Below are 492 nucleotides of genomic sequence, written 5' to 3' on the forward strand. Positions count from 1 at the left end.
CATACCCAGCGCGGAGACCATGGCCGCTCTGCCGGTCATGCTGATTACCCGCGCATGCCCAATTTCTGCGCGATGACGTGGCGGAAGACCGAGACGACCGAGCCCGCCTGAGGCAGACCAAATCCGTCGTCGACAAACGCGTCTTCCGGAGTGGCCGGTTGGTAATCTGAAGCGTTCACGCGGTGCCTCTCGGCGCGCCGCTGTGCGCAGTCACCATGAAACGCGGCCGCCTCCCCTTGCTCAAGTCTCCCGCGGCTACACGCCCCGGCCTCCTTTGCTCCAGACTGACCGTCCTATGAAAAATCTTCACCGCGCCGCCGAGGTATGCGGAGAACAAAAGCGTTACCATGCGCGACGGTCGCTCGCACGAGACCCTCGATGTGAGGCGTTGCTGCATCGGCCAGCCAACACGACTCCGCTTCCTTTAAGTCCGATTGGGGCAGTTTGTTGATACGAGTTTCAAATTCGGCCCTACAATTGTCTGGGTCCCGC

At 61.4% G+C, this 492-nt stretch carries 1 protein-coding gene; it reads right to left on the reverse strand.

Annotated features, from left to right (window positions below; all coding sequences use genetic code 11):
• Positions 1-44: 44 nt before the first annotated feature.
• Positions 45-179, reverse strand: a complete 135-nt coding sequence (locus tag K0B96_RS17450) for a hypothetical protein (RefSeq protein ID WP_255558693.1) — start codon at positions 177-179, stop codon at positions 45-47.
• Between the last annotated feature and the right edge of the window lie 313 nt (positions 180-492).

The organism is Horticoccus luteus (genome assembly GCF_019464535.1).
GTDB classification, from domain to species: Bacteria; Verrucomicrobiota; Verrucomicrobiia; order Opitutales; family Opitutaceae; genus Horticoccus; species Horticoccus luteus.